We start from the raw sequence: 14888 nt of genomic DNA, 5'->3' as shown, positions 1-14888 counted from the left end.
TGAACCTACCCCGGCACCGCGGGCGGCCGGGCCGACTGCGGCCCCGGTCACGGGCGGGCGCTCACCGTCCGGGCGGGGCCACCCGGTAGACCGCGCCGGCGTCGTCGTCGGTGACGTAGACCGCGCCGTCCGGCCCGGCGACGGCCGCGACCGGCCTGCCCCAGCGCGACCCCGACGGGTCCTGGAACCCGCCGACCAGCGTCTGCTGCGCACCGAGCGTCCCGTCGCGCCACGGGAAGAACGACACCTCCGGGGCCCGCGGCGGGTCCGCGTTCCAGGAGCCGTGCACCCCGGCCAGCGCCCCGGCCGCGTACGGCGCTGGCAGCACCCCCTCGGTGAACGACAGTCCCAGCGGCGCCGAGTGCGCCGGGAACGACTGCTCCACCGGGGCCAGCGCCGCACAGTCCATCGCGCGCCCGCCGGGGTTGAGCTCGGCGTCGGCGACCAGGCCGACGTCGGCGAAGTCCTGCGCGGACCCGGCGACACCCGGGTCGGTGTCCGGGTCCGGGTTGCAGAACGGCCAGCCCAGCTCGCGGCCCGGGGTGAGGCGGGCCAGCGGCTCGGCCGGGTGGTCGGTGACGTAGCCGTCGACGACCTTCCCGAACGACGAGCCACCGGCGTCGCCGTAGGGCCGGTCGTAGGGGTAGGGCACGTTGTCGCGGCCGTTGACCGCGGTCCAGACCGACCCGTCGGGCGCGGTGGCCAGCCCGGTGCCGTTGCGGACCCCGGTGGCGAACGGCGCGGCGGGCCCTCCGGTGGGCGGCATCCGCAGGATCGACGCGCGCGGGGGAGTGGCGTCCCGGTCGGCGACCGAGATGTTGCCGGTCGACCCGACCGAGACGTAGACCGCGCCGTCCGGGCCGACGGTGACCGACTTCAGCTCGTGGCCGTAGGCGCCGCGCAGGTCGGGGGAGTTGGCGTCGGGCAGGCCGGGGACGACGACCCGCCGCCCGGTCGCCGCGCCGCGCGCCCAGGCGTACGCCGACACCTGGTTCGACTCGGCGACGTAGAGGGTGCCGCCGTCCGGGGAGAACGCGAGCCCGTGCGGCTGGGTGAGCCCGTCGAGCAACGGCCGCTGCTCACCGGTGCGCGGCAGCGCCAGCACCCGGCCGTCGTCGGGCACCGAGACGAGCAGCTCGCCGTCCGGGGTCCAGACGGCCAGCCGGGCGTTCGGGACGCGGGCGAACACCGACACCGTCCACCCGGCCGGGACGAGCGCCTCGCGGGGCTCGTCGAACGGGGCGGTCGCGGCCCCGGGCGGCACCGACACCGTGACCGGCACCAGGCCCGCGCCCGCCGCGGCGACCGGGGCCTCGGCGCCGGACAGCGCGTTGGTCACCGGGTTGGGGCCGGTGCCGCAGGCGGCGAGCAGGGGGAGCGTGACCAGGGCGGCCAGCCAGGGGGCGATCCGCATGAACCCGACGCTACGGCCGGTACCGGCCCGTCGCGCGGCGGGGGCGCGCAGCCGCCAGGATCGTCGTCGATGCGCCTGACACTGCACGCCCGCGGCCCGCAACCCGCCGACGAGGTCTGGGAGCGCTACGCCGTGCCCGCCCGCTGGCCGGAGTGGGCGCCCTACATCCTCGGCGTCGACACCGCGGCGGACCGGATCCGCCCCGGCGTGACCGGGCAGGTACGCGGCCCGCTCGGCGTCACGGTGTCCTTCGCCGTCACCGAGGTCGACGAGCGCGCCCGCACCTGGGCCTGGGACGTCGCCCTCGGCGCCAGTGCCTCCCCGCTGAACCGGGTGCGGCTGAGCCTGGACCACGGCGTGCGGCCGTCCGGGGCCGGTACCCGGACCTGGCTGACCGTGCACGGCCCGCCCGCCGTGGTCCTGCCCTACCTGGTGCCGGCGCGGCTGTCGCTGGAGATGCTGGTCCGCCGCCCCGCCCGGGCGAGGTGATCGCAGGCCAGCGTCGCGAACGCGCCGGGCACCTCGATCTGGGGCATGTGCCCGACCCGGCCGAACACGTGCGTCGTGACCTGCGGGAGACGGCCCGCCGCGCGCAGCTGGGCCGCGGGCAGGATCAGGTCCCGCTCACCCCACACGACCAGCGTCGGCTTCGGGGCGCGGGCGAACGCGTCGAGCAACGCGCGCCGCCAGCCCGGCCGGACCCCGCGGACGGTGCCCAGCTCGGCCGCGACCTCGGCGAAGGTCAGTGCGAACTCCGGCCGCCGCGCGATCTCCACGGCGCGGGCGACCCGCTCGTCGGTGACCAGGGAGCCGTCGACGAACAGGGACCGCTCCGAGCGTCGCGCCGCCGTGGCGTCCAGGTGGCCCAGCAGGAACCGGCCCAGCAGCGGCACCCCGATGACCCGCAGCGCCGGGGTCACCTCGGCACCGAACCCGGCGGGGTCGGCCAACACCAGCGAGACGACCCGCTCGGGGTGCCGGGTGGAGATCAGCAGCGCGACGGCGCCGCCGAGCGAGTTGCCCATGACGTGCGCCGGCCGGGTCTCCCCGAGCGCGTCGAGGGTGGCGAGCGCGGTGTCGGCGAGCTTCTCCAGCGTCGCCGGGCCGGGCACCCGGTCGGAGTGGCCGAACCCGGCCAGGTCGAGCGCGACCACCCGGTACCGGGACAGGAACTCGTGCTGCGGGTCCCAGTCCTCCAGGCTGCGGCCGATCCCGTGCAGCAGCAGGACCGGCTCACCGGCGGGGTCGCCGGACTCGCGGACCCGGATCCGGGTGCCGCCGACGTCGACGAAGCGGGTCTGCGGGAGGGTCATCGCGTGCGCGCCGCCTTCGCGTTCCCCGAGGCGCCCACCAGCTTCGCGAAGATCCGGATGCTGTTCGCCGGGGCGAGCCGGGCCAGCAGGTCCGGGACCTTCGCGCTGATCCCGATGAGCAGCCGCGGGCGGCGCTTCGCGATCGCGTCGACGATCAGCTCGGCGGCCTTCTCCGCGGGGAAGGTCAGCAGCTTCTCGAAGTCCTTCTTGCCGCGCTCGGCCTCCTCGGCCGGGATGTTGACCCCGACCCGGGCGCCGGCGGCGATCCCGGTCCGGATGCCGCCCGGGTGCACCGTGGTGACGGTGGCGCCGACCTGGGCGAGCTCGGCGCGCAGTGCTTCGGAGAAGCCGCGGATCGCGAACTTCGACGACGAGTACGCCGACTGCCCGGGCGGGGCGATCAGCCCGAACAGGCTGGACACGTTGACCACGTGCGCGCCGGGCCGCGCGGTCAGCGCGGGCAGCAGGGCGTGGGTCAGCCGCACCGGGGCGCGGAAGTTGACGTTCATGACCCAGTCGAACTCGTCGAGGGTCAGCCGGGCGAAGTCCCCGCCGAGCGCGACGCCGGCGTTGTTGACCAGCAGCCGGATCTCCGGGTGACCGGCGAGGATCCGGGTCGACAGGGCGTCGACGGCGTCGCGGTCGGCCAGGTCGACGGTCTCGGTGGTCACCGACAGGCCGGGGTGCTTCGCGCGGATCGCCGACGCGACGGTGTCGAGCCGGTCGCCGTCGCGGTCGAGGAGCACCAGGTCGCTGCCGCGCTCGGCGAGCAGGCGGGCCACGTGCTCGCCCATGCCACCGGCGGCACCGGTGACGACGGCGGTGCCCTCGGCGAAGCGGAATGGTGAGCGGGCCATCAGGAGGCCACCTCCTGCTGTGCGGTCGCCGGGGCGGCGACGGTGTCGGCGGCGATGCCGGACGCGGTCGGGGTGGGGACGCGGGCGTCACGGGCACCCAGCGCCGAGGCGGGGGTGAGGATCATGTCCCGCTTGAGGTCGGCGCGGCCGAGCCCGACGGCGTCGAGGAAGAAGTTCTGGTGCAGCCGCCACGGGTCCTTGCGGCCCTGGCGCGGGAACAGGTGCTCCGAGCGCTTCACGTAGTTCGACTCGATGTCGAGCAGCGGCCGGTCCGGGGACGCGGTCGGCGCCGGCGTGGCGACGGCGATCCGCTCGCGGTCCATCAGCGCGAGCAGCTTCGGCACGTAGCGGGCGACGAGGTCGGCGCGCAGCGTCCAGGACGCGTTGATGTAACCGATGCAGAACGCCAGGTTCGGCAGGCCCGACAGCATCAGGCCGCGGTAGGTGACGGTCTTGCCGATGTCGACCTGCTCGCCGTCGACGTGGATCGTGATGCCGCCCAGCGGGCTCAGCGACAGGCCGGTCGCCGAGACGATCACGTCGGCCTCCAGCTCCTCGCCCGACCGCAGCCGGATGCCCTTCTCGGTGATCCGCTCGATGTGGTCGGTGACCACCGAGGCGTCACCCCGGTTGATCGACTTGTAGAAGTCGCCCTCGGGGATGACGCACAGGCGCTGGTCCCACGGGTCGTAGCTCGGGGTGAAGTGCTTGTCCACGTAGGACTCGTCCTTGAGGAACTTCAGCGCGAGGCCGCGCAGCACCTTCTTCACGCGCTCCGGGCGGCGCCGCGCGAGCTGGTAGAACGCCTGGGTCAGCGTCACGTACTGCAGACGCAGGATGGCGTGCGCGACCGTGGCGGGCAGAAAGCGGCGCAGCTGGTCGGCGACCGGGTCCTTGCTGGGCAGCACCGTCAGGTACGACGGCGAGCGCTGCAGCATCGTGACGTGCCCGGCCTTCGCGGCCAGCGACGGGATCAGCGTGACGGCGGTGGCGCCGGACCCGATGACGACGACCTTCTTGCCGGTGTAGTCGAGGTCCTCCGGCCAGAACTGCGGGTGCACCCAGGTGCCGGCGAAGTCCTCCCGGCCCGGGAACTCCGGCTGGAAGCCCTTGTCGTAGTCGTAGTAGCCCGAGCACATGAACAGGAACGAGCAGGTGTAGCGCTTCGGGCCCTGCGCGGTGGTGGTCTCCACCGTCCAGCGCGCGGTGGCCGAGTCCCAGGACGCACCCACGACCTTCGTGCCGAAGCGGATCCGCTCGGTCACGCCGTACTCGCGGGCGGTCTCGGTGATGTAGCGGCGGATGTCGGCGCCGTCGGCGATCGACTTCGGCTCGCGCCACGGCCGGAACGGGTAGGCCAGGGTGAACATGTCCGAGTCCGAGCGGATGCCCGGGTAGCGGAACAGGTCCCAGGTGCCGCCGATGTTCTCGCGACCCTCGAGGATCGCGTAGTCCTTGCCGGGCAGCTCCTGGTGCAGCCGGGCCGCGGCGCCGATGCCGGAGAGCCCGGCCCCGACGATGATCACGTCGCGGTGCTCGACGGCGGTGCTGTCCGGAGCGGGCGTCGTGCCGGCCTGCGTCATGTGGTCCTCCTCATCGGGCGCGTCCGCGCTGACTACCTCTGTTGACCGAGATCCAGTCTGCCCCAAACCTACCCGGAGTAACTTGACCTGGCGCGACAACAACTTACCCTCGTACGACATGGGCACCGGATCACTCACCCGGGCGAGGGCGTTGCGGGGGCTCGTCGCACTCGTCGGCGAGCTGGGCGGCGACGGAGCGGAGCTGTTCGCACGGTTCCGCATCCCGATCGACGCCGTCGAGGGGGTCGACCCGGATGCGCTGGTCCCGACCCGGTCGGTGGCCCGGGTGCTGGAGACCGCGGCCGCCGAGCTCGGGTGCGGCGACCTGGGCCTGCGCCTCGCGCAGCGGCAGGGCCCGGAGATCCTCGGGCCGCTCGCCGTCGCCGTCCAGAACTCGGCGACCCTCGGCGACGCGCTCGACTGCGCCTCGCGCTACCTCTACGTGCACAGCCCGGCGCTGACGATCGGCGCCGTCGCCGACCCGGAGGGCGTCGCCGGGGTGACCGGGCTGGAGTACGGCAGCACCGACCCGCTCCCGCCGCAGGCCGCCGACCTGGGTGTGGGGGTGCTGCACCGGATCGTCGGGCTGCTGTCGGGCGGGCCCTACGGGCTGCGGTCGGTGCACCTGCCGCACCCCGCTCCCGCCGACGCCGACCGCTTCCGCGAGTTCTTCGGCGCCGAGGTCCGCTTCGACCGGCCCGCCGCCGTGCTGCGCGTGCCCGCCGACCTCGTGCGACGCCCGCTGGCCGGCGGCGACGAGACCGTGCGCGCCATCGCCATCGAGTACCTGGAGACCCATTTCGACCGGCCCGGGCGCACCGTCACCGACCGGGTGCGGGCCGCCGTCGACCGGTCGCTGGGGTCGGGGCCGGTGCGGATCGGCTCCGTCGCCCGGCTCCTGCGGGTGCATCCCCGCACGCTGCAGCGTCACCTCGCGGGGGAGGGGGCGACGTTCGAGCAGGTCGTCGACGACGCCCGCCGGGACACCGCCGAGCGCCTGATCCTGCGGACCGACCTGCCGTTCACCCAGGTCGCGGCGATGATCGGGCTGGCGGAGCAGTCGGCGCTGTCCCGCGCGTCGCGGCGGTGGTTCGGGACGCCCCCGCGGGAGCTGCGCAAGGCCGGGCCGGCCGGGCTGCCGGTGGGTTGACGGCTCCGCCGGTTCCGCCGGTTCCGCCGCTTCCGCCGGTTCCGCCGCTTCCGCCGGTTCCGCCGCTTCCGCCGGTCCCGGCGCGTCCGTCGGTCCCGCCTGCCTTGCCCGCGTCCGTCGGTCCGGCCGGGTCTGAGTCCCTGCCAGCACCCGTCCCGAGCCCGGTCCGCAGCCGCCTGCATCCGCTCTGCGGTCCCTGTGCGCGACGATGTCCGTCGCGCGGTCCGCGTCCGCGACCCGCTGCGCGTTTCGTGGACGCTCCAGGGTGGGCGTGGCCCATGATCGTCGTACGGGAAGGGATCGGTGCCGTATCTGGCACCGATCCCTTCCGTGGCGCCGATCATGATGTGCGCGTCCGGTCCGGCTCACGGGGCCGCCGGCCCTACTCGGCCCCGTCCGACCGCCCGGCCCCGCCAGGCTCGTCCGTCCCGGTCCGAACGCCCGGCTCGCCTGGCAGTCAGGCCGGCGATCCCTGTCCGGTCCCCGTCCCGGGCTTCGCCGCGCTGTCCCCACCTCGGCAGGCCTGGTGAGCGGTCCGTTCCCGCCGGGCCCTGGGCCGCGGACGATTCGGGTCCGGACAGCTCCAAGATCGCTACGAGAGAGCGGATCGGTGCCGTATGTGGCACCGATCCGTTCCGAGAAACTGATCATGATCGTTCCGCCCCGGCTCCGCCCGGCCCGATCCGCCGCCCCGGCCCTGCCCCCACCCGCCCCGATGCCCCGGACAGCAACTCACATCCAGAATGACTCTTACCTACATCCGAAATATCGGATACCGTCGAGCCATGCCCATCCCGTCCCGTGCCGCCAGAACCGACCGCATGCTGTTGCGCGACCAGGCGTTCCGGACGCTGCGTGCGGCGATCGTCGACGGCACGCTCGAACCGGGGGAGCGCCTCAACGACGCCGAGCTGTGCGAGTGGCTCGGCGTCTCCCGCACCCCGGTGCGCGAGGCGATCGCCCGGCTCGAGCAGATCGGGCTGGTCAGCGTCCGCCCCGGCAGCTCGACCACGGTGAGCGCGCTCGACGTGCGCGCCACCGTCGAGGCGCAGGCGGTGGCGGCCGCGATGCACGAGCTCGCCGCCCGCGAGGCGGTGCCCGTGCTGACCCCGGCCGACCTCGACGCGATGGTCGCGGCCAACGACGACTTCGCCGCGGCGCTGGCCGCCGGTCAGGTCGACGCGGCGATCGCCGCCGACGACGCGTTCCACGGCGTGCTGGTCCTCCGGTGCGGCAACCGGCGGGTCACCAGCGTGCTCGACGACGTCACGCCGCTGCTGCGGCGGATGGAGCGGTCCCGGTTCGCGTCGCTGACCGGCCGGTCCTCGGTCGCCCAGCACGCCGGGATCGTCGAGCTCGCCCGCGCGGGGGACGCCGAGGGCGCCGCCCGCGCGAACCGCGACAACTGGCTGACGCTGCGTCCCTGAGCGGACGCGGCACCCGGAGCCCACCCACCCCGACCAGGTCAGGAGACCGACGTGTCACTGGACGACTTCGCGCGCCACCCGCTGCTGTTCGGCCCGAGCCCGGTCCACCCGCTGGACCGGATGACCGCCCACCTCGGCGGGGCCTCGATCTGGGCCAAGCGCGAGGACTGCAACTCCGGGCTGGCCTACGGCGGCAACAAGACCCGCAAGCTCGAGTACATCGTCCCCGACGCACTCGCCGCCGGTGCCGACACGCTCGTCTCGATCGGCGGCTACCAGTCCAACCACACCCGCCAGGTCGCCGCCGTCGCGGCGAAGCTCGGGCTCAAGGCCCGGCTGGTGCAGGAGAAGTGGGTCGACTGGCCGGACGCGGTCAACGACAAGGTCGGCAACATCCTGCTGTCCCGGATCATGGGCGCCGACGTGCGGCTGGACCCGGCCGGGTTCGACATCGGCATCCGCGACTCCTGGGAGCGGGCCATGGAGGAGGTCCGGGCCGCGGGCGGCACGCCCTACGGCATCCCGGCCGGCGCCTCCGAGCACCCGCTGGGCGGGCTGGGCTTCGCCAACTGGGCCCGGGAGGTCGCACAGCAGGAGGCCGAGCTGGGCGTCTTCTTCGACACGATCGTCGTCTGCTCGGTCACCGGGTCCACCCACGCGGGGATGATCGCCGGCTTCGCCGAGCAGGACCGGCCGCGCCGGGTGATCGGCATCGACGCCTCCGCGACGATCGAGAAGACCCGCGACCAGGTCGAGCGGATCGCCCGCAGCACCGCGAAGCTCGTCGGGCTGGACCGCGAGCTGCGCGCCGACGAGATCTCGGTGCTGGAGGGCTGGGCCGGCGACCTCTACGGCATCCCCGTGCAGTCCACGATCGACGCGATCCGGCTCACCGGCGAGCTCGAAGGCATGATCATCGACCCGGTGTACGAGGGGAAGTCGATGGCCGGGCTGATCGACCTGGTCCGCTCCGGCGAGATCGGGCCGGACTCGACCGTGCTCTACGCCCACCTCGGCGGGCAGCCGGCGCTCAACGCCTACGCCGGCGCGTTCTGAGCGCCGCCGTGACCGACACCGTGAGCACCGTGGGCGGCACGACGCTGCGGGCGGCCCGGCGGATGCGCGACGGCCTGGTGACCCTCCGCCACGAGCTGCACGCCGACCCCGAGATCGGCCTGGAGCTGCCCCGCACCCGGCAGAAGGTGCTCGACGCGCTCGACGGGCTCCCGCTGGAGATCCGGCAGGGCTCCTCGTGCACCTCGGTCACCGCCGTCCTGCGCGGCACCCACTCCGACGACGACGCCCCCGTGGTGCTGCTGCGGGCCGACATGGACGCCCTCCCGGTGCACGAGGAGATCGACGTCGCCTACCGGTTCCGCACCGACGGGGTGATGCACGCCTGCGGGCACGACCTGCACACCGCGATGCTCGTCGGGGCGGCCCGGCTGCTCGCCGACCGCCGCGACGAGCTCGCCGGCGACGTCGTGCTCATGTTCCAGCCCGGCGAGGAGAACTTCGACGGCGCCCGGCACATGATCGACGAGGGGGTCCTCGACGCCGCGGGCCGCCCGGTCACCGCCGCCTACGGGCTGCACGTGTTCTCCGCCGACCTCGAGCCGGGGGAGTTCGCGACCCGGCCCGGGACGTTGATGTCGGCCACCGACGAGGTGCACGTGACGATCACCGGGCGCGGCGGGCACGGGTCGATGCCGCACCTCGCGGCGGACCCCGTCCCGGCCGTCGCGGAGCTGGTGACCGCGCTGCAGACCATGGTGACCCGCCGGTTCGACGTGTTCGACCCGGTCGTGCTCACCGTCGGGTCGCTGCACGCCGGCACCAAGGCCAACGTCGTGCCGGAGACCGCGCGCCTGGAGGCCACGCTGCGCACGTTCTCCGCGGCCACCCGCGACCGCTGCCTGGCCCTGGTCGACGAGCTCGCCCGCGGGATCGCCACCGCGCACGGGGTCCGGGCCGACGTCGAGGTCGTCACCCTCTACCCGGTCACCGAGAACGACCCGGACGAGGCCGCCCTGCTCGCGGCCACGGTGGCCACCGAGTTCGGCCCGGACCGGTTCCGGCACCTGGCGAACCCGCTCGCCTGCTCGGAGGACTTCTCGAAGGTCCTCCAGCACGTCCCCGGCTGCTTCGCGGCACTCGGGGCCCGGCCGGCCGCGCTCCCCGCGGAGGCGGCCTCCTACAACCACTCGGCGCACGCGCAGTTCTCCGACGACGTCCTCCCGGACGGAGCGGCGCTGCTCGCCGCGCTCGCGCTGCGGCGGTCCACCGGCCGCCCGGACCGCGCCCGCACCTGACCCGGTGCGGCGCAGCACCACCCCGGTCGACGAGGGGACCGACCACGGCCCGTCGACCGGTCATGACGCACGACCACCACCGTCCCTCCGGCACGAGGAGTGATCGTCCATGGCCAGCCTCGACGACAGGTCCACCGTCATCCCGGGCGCGGACCGGCGCACGTCCCGCCGCGCCGTCGTCGCCGCCTCGATCGGCAACGCCCTCGAGTGGTACGACATCATGATCTACAGCTACTTCGCGGTCGTGATCAGCGCCCTGTTCTTCCCCGCGGAGAGCGAGTTCGTCGCGCTGCTGCTGACCTTCGGCACGTTCGCGATCTCCTACGTCATCCGTCCGATCGGCGCCGTCGTCATCGGCAACATCGGTGACCGCCGCGGGCGCAAGGCCGCGCTGAACCTGACCATCGTGCTGATGTTCGTGGGCACGCTGGTGCTGACGCTCGCGCCCACGCACGCACAGATCGGGGTCGGCGCCGCCGTGCTCGTGCTCGGCGCCCGCCTGCTGCAGGGCTTCTCCGCGGGCGGCGAGTTCGGCTCGGCCACCGCGTTCGTCACCGAGAACGCCCGCCGCGGCAAGGCGTTCTACGCGAGCTGGCAGTCCGCCACCCAGGGTGCGGCGCTGCTGCTCGCCGCCGTCGTCGGGCTGCTGCTCACCACGGGGCTGAGCGAGGAGCAGCTCTACTCCGGGGGATGGCGGACCGCGTTCGCGGTCGGCCTGCTGATCGGCCCGGTCGGGCTGTACATCCGGCTGCGGATGGACGACACCCCGGAGTTCCGGGCGGCCGAGACCGTCAAGTCCCCGATCCGCGAGACGCTGCGCAGCAACCGGCTGCGGATCGTCACCGCCGCGGGCTGCGTCGGGCTCGGCACGGTCAGCATGTACCTGCTGCTCTACATGCCCACCTTCGCGATCGCGAACCTCGGGCTGCCGAGCTACGCGGCCTACATCGGGGGTGCGATCGGTGGCGCCACGGTGCTCGTGGCCGCCCCGCTCATCGGGGGCCTCGCCGACCGGGTCGGCTGCACCCCCATCATGGGCGCCGCGGGCGTCTGCGGCGCGGTGCTGTTCGTCCCCATGTTCGCGCTGCTGAGCGACCGGCCCAGCGTGCTCGGGCTGACGCTGTTCCAGGCCGTCCTGGGTCTGGTCCTGGCGTTCTACTTCGCGCCGCTGCCCGCCCTGCTCAGCTCGCTGTTCCCGACGAACGTGCGGGTCACCGGGATGTCGATCGCCTACAACGTCGGCGTCCTGCTGTTCGGCGGCACCGCACCGCTGGTGTTCACGACCCTGCTCGAGACGACGGGGTCGCCGGTCTCACCGGCGTACTTCATGGTGTCGGTGGCGGTCGTCTCGGTGCTGGCCGTCACCGTGGCCCGGCGCCGCTTCGCCCAGCGCTGACGGTCCTACCGGGCGCGCAGCGCGTAGCGGCGCTCGGCGTAGTCGAGGTCGTCGCGCCACAGCCGGGTGGCGGCCGCGGCCATCGCCGGGCGGATCGCCGGGGCGAGCTTCGAGGCCACGGAGAACCCGGGCCGGTCCGACCCGGCGACGACGGCCTCGATCACCGCGGTCCGCGGCCGCCCGTCGCGGTCGGTACCGCGCGGGGTCGCGTGGGTCTCGACGACCGAGCCGACGCCCTCGCCCTCGACGATGCGCATCACCACCGTCCGCGGCTCCGGGCACACGAACTCCGCCCGCACCGGGACGCCGAGCCCCGGCCCGACCTTGAAGGTGACGGTGACCAGGAAGCGGTCGTCGGACTCGGCGACGTCGGTGACGGCGGGCGCGGAGTCCACCGTCAGCTTCTGGAACGAGTACGGGTGGAACCAGGCGCCGTGCCACGGGTCGAGCCGGTTGGCGACGATGTCCTCGGGCTCGCACACCCCGGTCAGGGTGGTCACGGCGTCGAGGACCGCGCCGGCCGGGCGGGCCGGGACGACCGGGGCGTCGGTCGGCTCCTCACCGCCGACGTCGTCGAGCCGGGTCCAGACGAGCACCCCGTCGTCGTGGACCGGGTGCACCGCCCAGCCGGGGCCGGACCGGGCGCCCAGGCGCAGCCCGTGCCAGCGGCACACCAGCTCGCCGCAGTCGACGGCCGCCAGCGCCATCGGCGCACCGAGGTGCGGGCAGGCGCCGGGACCCACGCGGACCGTCCCGTCCTCCTCCCGCCACGCGACGAGCTCGACCCCGCCGATGCGCACGCCGAGCGGCCGGTCGCCGCGGATCTCCCGGCTCGCGGCGACCACGAACCAGTTCCCCGACGGGCGCGCCTGCGCCCGCTCCAGCGCGGCCGAGATCAGCTTCGGGTCCGCGCCGGCGTAGGTGGGCTTCTGGGCCGCCCACTTCTGCGACGGCAGCGGCTGCAGCGGCCAGTGGGACGGCCAGTTCGCGGTGAGACGGGAGAGCAGGGTCATGACGTGGTGTCCTTCGACGGGTGTCAGGTGCGCATCGCGTACTCGGCGGCGCGCCGCAGCGGACCGAGGCGGCCGCTGGTGGGGACGGTCTCGAGGGGGTGGCCGGCCAGGCCCCAGCCGGCGAGCAGCCGGTTCGCCGCCTGCCAGCCGGTGCTCGCGGCACGCTCCATGAGCGCGACCGGCAGGTCGATCCGGATGCCGTCGCCGGCCAGCACCAGGCCGTCGACGGGGGTGGCGACGGTGGGCCGCCGCGCGAAGTCGCCGACCCCGAACATCGGGCAGTCCGCCCGCCACTGCACCAGCTCGCCGACCACCCCGGCGCCCGCGGTCTCCGGGTAGAGCTCGTGCAGCCGGGCGACCGAGCGCCGGCGCAGGTCGGCGGTCCAGGTGTCGTCGTCGACGCCCGGGGGCGGGGCCGCGGAGTAGGCGTGCAGCTCCACGACGGACCCGCCGTGCCGGTCCGCCCAGCCCGCGGCGTCGCGCTCGTAGCGGTCCAGCACGGAGATGTTGTCGAGCGGGTCGAGCCCGCCGGTGCCGAGGAACGGCGGCCGGGTCGCGTCGACGGGCCGGTCGAGCCAGAGCCGCTGCACGAGGAACGGCGGGGCACTGCCCAGCGCGGCGACGTCGTCGCGCCAGCGGGCGAGCACGTCCGGCCCGTCGACGGCCGACGCGGGGTCGCCCAGGCCGGGGGAGGCGGCGACGATGTCGCGCAGCCCCCGCACGTCCGTGGCCAGCACGACCGCGTCCGCCTCGCTGCCGCCGCCGCGATGATTCACGTGGAACCGTCCACTGCCGACACCGTCCACCGGGGACCGTTCCACCGAGGACACCTCGACCCCGGTCCGGAACGTGACGCCGCGGGTGGTCAGGTAGTGGCGCAGCGGCTCCCACAGCGCGGTGTCGAAGCCCGCGTCGGGCACGTCGAACATCAGGCCCTCGGAGGAGCCGAGGAAGTAGATGTGGAACATCGTCGCGAGCTCGGCGGCCGACATCGTCGAGGGCGGCGCGAAGAAGCTGCGGGAGAACACCTCGAACGCCAGGTGCCGGGCCGCGGGCGGGAAGTTGATCGACTCGACGAAGCTCTGCGCGTCGACGTGGTCGATCGCCTCGTAGATGCCGGGCACGCTGACCGCGGCCAGCGGCGCGGCGGCGCGGGCGTCGAGCCGCAGCAGGTCCGACGGGCGGAACGTGGGGCTGCGCAGCGCGAACAGCACGGCGTTCCACGGGGGCGTGCGCGGCAGCCCGCGGAAGGTGTCCCGGCGCCCCTGCGCGTCGACGAGCGGGTAGTCCTCCAGCGGCACCAGCCGCTCCAGCCCGGGGTCGCCGCGGCGCAGCAGCGCGCGCAGGTTGTAGTACTGCCGGAAGAAGGCGTGGAAGCCGCGGCTCATCGACACCGGCGTGCCGTCGGGCAGCGTCTCCGACCAGCCACCGACCCGCCCGCCCAGGTAGGGCTCACGCTCCAGCACCTCGACGACGACGCCGCGCTCGGCCAGCCCGGTCGCCGCGGCCAGCCCGGCGATCCCGCCCCCGACGACGACCGCCCGCGGCCGCCGCCCCAGCTGCCCGGCGTCGCCGAGGCCACCGGCGGGCTCGTGGCGGACGCGGCGCGGGTCGGTCGGGCGGGCGGTCACGACCGCGTCCCGAGCACGGTGTGCACGACGCCGTTCTGCCAGCCGGTCATGGTCTCGGAGTGCACGGCGTCGAACCCGGCGGCGCGCACGCGGTCGCGCAGGCGGCCGATGCCGTCGAAGGTGTTCACGCTGCGCCACAGGTGCCGGTACAGCGCGGTCTCGCCGGTCGTCATCCGGCCGAGCGGCACGATGATCCCCCAGCAGACCGCGTGCCAGGACAGCCGGGCGCGGGGGGAGTCGGCGACCGAGTACTCGTGCAGCGCGAGCACCCCGCCCGGGCGCAGCAGGTCGTGGAAGCGGCGCAGCTGGGCGTCCGGGTCGTCGAGGTTGCGCAGCAGGTAGGCGGCGAGGATCCCGTCGAACGGGCCCTCGACCCCGTTCTCGGCGAGGGTCTCGGCGGTGGAGTGCACGAACCGCACCGACGCCGGCCACGGCTTGGTGCGGGCGCGCTCGAGCATCCCGGCCGAGGCGTCGACGGCGACGATCTCGGCGCGCGGGGCGACCCCGAGCAGTGCCGCGGTGGAGGCTCCGGTGCCGCAGCCCGCGTCGAGCAGACGCAGCCCGGCCCCGTCACGGGGGAGCCGCATCCGGGCCGCGGACGCGCGCAGGTGGTCGTGGTAGCCGGGGTTCATCCCCACCAGGCGGTCGTAGTCGGCCGCGCCGTCGTCGAAGTGCGACGGGACCTGCTCGCGGGGCAGGCCGCCGCGGCCGACGGTTCCGGGGCGGGTGGGACGGGACGGGACGGTCGGCCATGTCCGCGAGCCTAGGACCGCCGGCGTCGCACGGCGCGTC

Annotated in this window: 13 protein-coding genes; 6 read left to right on the top strand and 7 right to left on the bottom strand. The window is 74.6% G+C overall.

Annotation, left to right across the window (positions count from 1 at the left end; all coding sequences use genetic code 11):
* Positions 1-61: 61 nt before the first annotated feature.
* Entirely contained in the window at positions 62-1414 is a 1353-nt protein-coding gene (locus tag KPL60_RS06665; RefSeq protein ID WP_226365244.1) for a sorbosone dehydrogenase family protein, read from the bottom strand.
* Between the two features lie 69 nt (positions 1415-1483).
* Between KPL60_RS06665 and KPL60_RS06660 the strand changes: the two genes are divergently transcribed.
* Positions 1484-1903, top strand: a complete 420-nt coding sequence (locus tag KPL60_RS06660; protein WP_208825606.1) for an SRPBCC family protein — start codon at positions 1484-1486, stop codon at positions 1901-1903.
* Here the strand turns inward: KPL60_RS06660 and KPL60_RS06655 are convergent.
* Genes KPL60_RS06655 through KPL60_RS06645 form a run of 3 tightly spaced genes read right to left on the bottom strand, consistent with a single transcriptional unit; the run spans position 1840 to position 5167 of the window.
* Complete coding sequence (locus KPL60_RS06655) at positions 1840-2727, bottom strand: alpha/beta fold hydrolase (RefSeq protein ID WP_226356987.1); 888 nt, start codon at positions 2725-2727, stop codon at positions 1840-1842. The genes KPL60_RS06660 and KPL60_RS06655 overlap by 64 nt on opposite strands.
* The gene (locus tag KPL60_RS06650; protein ID WP_226365243.1) at positions 2724-3584 is read right to left on the bottom strand and encodes an SDR family oxidoreductase; all 861 of its coding nucleotides are present in this window, start codon (positions 3582-3584) and stop codon (positions 2724-2726) included. The genes KPL60_RS06655 and KPL60_RS06650 overlap by 4 nt, the downstream gene beginning before the upstream one ends.
* Complete coding sequence (locus KPL60_RS06645; RefSeq protein WP_226365242.1) at positions 3584-5167, bottom strand: NAD(P)/FAD-dependent oxidoreductase; 1584 nt, start codon at positions 5165-5167, stop codon at positions 3584-3586. The genes KPL60_RS06650 and KPL60_RS06645 overlap by 1 nt, the downstream gene beginning before the upstream one ends.
* Positions 5168-5285: 118 nt before the next feature.
* Here KPL60_RS06645 and KPL60_RS06640 point away from each other — a divergent pair, with 118 nt between their 5' ends.
* The 5 genes from KPL60_RS06640 (at position 5286) to KPL60_RS06620 (ending at position 11452) form a co-directional block, all read left to right on the top strand.
* Positions 5286-6317 (top strand): AraC family transcriptional regulator, encoded by a 1032-nt coding sequence (locus KPL60_RS06640; protein ID WP_226365241.1) that lies wholly within the window; start codon positions 5286-5288, stop codon positions 6315-6317.
* Positions 6318-7102: 785 nt separating this feature from the next.
* Positions 7103-7744: a GntR family transcriptional regulator gene (locus tag KPL60_RS06635; protein WP_226365240.1), complete on the top strand. Its 642-nt coding sequence runs from the start codon at positions 7103-7105 to the stop codon at positions 7742-7744.
* A gap of 51 nt (positions 7745-7795) precedes the next feature.
* The gene (locus KPL60_RS06630; RefSeq protein ID WP_226365239.1) at positions 7796-8800 is read left to right on the top strand and encodes a 1-aminocyclopropane-1-carboxylate deaminase; all 1005 of its coding nucleotides are present in this window, start codon (positions 7796-7798) and stop codon (positions 8798-8800) included.
* A 62-nt stretch (positions 8801-8862) separates the two neighbouring features.
* Positions 8863-10056 (top strand): M20 family metallopeptidase, encoded by a 1194-nt coding sequence (locus KPL60_RS06625; protein ID WP_226366043.1) that lies wholly within the window; start codon positions 8863-8865, stop codon positions 10054-10056.
* A gap of 109 nt (positions 10057-10165) precedes the next feature.
* Positions 10166-11452 (top strand): MFS transporter, encoded by a 1287-nt coding sequence (locus tag KPL60_RS06620; RefSeq protein ID WP_226356993.1) that lies wholly within the window; start codon positions 10166-10168, stop codon positions 11450-11452.
* Between the two features lie 5 nt (positions 11453-11457).
* Here KPL60_RS06620 and KPL60_RS06615 read toward each other — a convergent pair whose 3' ends face one another.
* From KPL60_RS06615 to KPL60_RS06605, 3 genes are read right to left on the bottom strand one after another with little or no spacing between them, the layout of a single operon-like run.
* The gene (locus tag KPL60_RS06615; protein ID WP_226365238.1) at positions 11458-12465 is read right to left on the bottom strand and encodes a DUF5914 domain-containing protein; all 1008 of its coding nucleotides are present in this window, start codon (positions 12463-12465) and stop codon (positions 11458-11460) included.
* Between the two features lie 23 nt (positions 12466-12488).
* Positions 12489-14096, bottom strand: a complete 1608-nt coding sequence (locus tag KPL60_RS06610) for an FAD-dependent oxidoreductase (protein ID WP_226365237.1) — start codon at positions 14094-14096, stop codon at positions 12489-12491.
* A complete protein-coding gene (locus tag KPL60_RS06605) occupies positions 14093-14794 on the bottom strand; it encodes a class I SAM-dependent methyltransferase (RefSeq protein ID WP_226366042.1) in 702 nt (233 codons plus the stop codon). The genes KPL60_RS06610 and KPL60_RS06605 overlap by 4 nt, the downstream gene beginning before the upstream one ends.
* Positions 14795-14888: the final 94 nt, after the last annotated feature.

Source organism: Pseudonocardia sp. ICBG162, from assembly GCF_020496225.1.
Taxonomy (GTDB): Bacteria; Actinomycetota; Actinomycetes; order Mycobacteriales; family Pseudonocardiaceae; genus Pseudonocardia; species Pseudonocardia alni.
The sequence above is the reverse complement of the archived record's forward strand: the minus strand, read 5'-3'. Positions and strand labels throughout refer to the sequence as shown.